The 446-nt window shown below is 57.6% G+C and carries 1 protein-coding gene; it reads right to left on the bottom strand.

All coding sequences use genetic code 11. The features are described 5' to 3' along the window. A partial coding sequence (locus AB1462_RS32060) for a DUF1513 domain-containing protein (RefSeq protein ID WP_367249129.1) occupies positions 1-446 on the bottom strand: 446 nt, incomplete at both ends.

The raw sequence follows: 446 nt of genomic DNA, 5'->3' as shown, positions 1-446 counted from the left end.
CTTGCCACGCGATGCGCGCCCGACAAGCGACGGGGTTTCCGTCATAGGGCCTTCATGCTGGCACCCGAACCAGACCGTATTTCTGTCGTCGATTGCCATATGCCGGATGGAAAGCTGATGCAGTTTGGCAGGCAATTCATGCTTTTCAAGTAGATCGCCCGATACGCGATCCACGAACACCAGCGACGGTTTCATCGTCGGCAGATTGAGCTTGGCGCGGCCGAAATCGGGATGCGTTTCAATGCCGCCATTGGCGATCACCAGCGTCTTGCCATCCGGCAAAAGCAGCAATTCATGCGGCCCTACGCCATGCGTTGGAAACTCGCCGAGCCGCACGAAATTGTTGCGGGCGTCGTAGATGCCAACCATGCCCGCCGCATTGTCGAAATCGTTCTCGGTCGCATAAAGAAGCGCGCCGTCCGGCGAAAAAACGCCATGTCCGAAGA

It is taken from the genome of Pseudomonas sp. SB113, from assembly GCF_040754745.1.
Classification (GTDB): Bacteria; Pseudomonadota; Gammaproteobacteria; order Pseudomonadales; family Pseudomonadaceae; genus Aquipseudomonas; species Aquipseudomonas grimontii.
This window is presented reverse-complemented; position numbering and strand designations above follow the sequence as displayed.